The 357-nt window shown below is 57.7% G+C and carries 1 protein-coding gene; it reads right to left on the minus strand.

Features of this window, described 5'->3' with window-relative positions:
• Positions 1–49: 49 nt before the first annotated feature.
• The coding region (locus tag X742_RS1000000171875) for a lytic transglycosylase domain-containing protein (protein ID WP_023775707.1) at positions 50–357 on the minus strand (308 nt) is incomplete at its 5' end.

Raw genomic sequence — 357 nt, forward strand, 5'->3', positions numbered from 1 at the left:
GTTTCAGGGCAAATTTGCCCGCTTTCCTGTATTCCACCCTTGGCTCCTTTCAGTTGCCGAAATCCATGACATGACCACCCTGCCAAGCGTCCTCGCTCGCTGGCGGAGCGGCCGCGAGCGTCTCGGATTTGGTCAGGGCGGACTTCTTCACCACACCGCCGAACTTCCAGCGGTTCAGTATTTTCACAATGTATTCCGCCGTCTCCGGATTCACCGGAATACCCTGGGCCTTGTAGACGCTATTGGGCCCGGCGTTGTATGCTGCCAGCATCAGCAGCGGGTCCCCGAATTCGTCATAGAGTGACTTCAGATAGCGAAGGCCAGCCCGGACATTTGCCTGTGTATCGCAACGGTCGC

The organism is Mesorhizobium sp. LNHC229A00 (assembly GCF_000502415.1).
Taxonomy (GTDB): Bacteria; Pseudomonadota; Alphaproteobacteria; order Rhizobiales; family Rhizobiaceae; genus Mesorhizobium.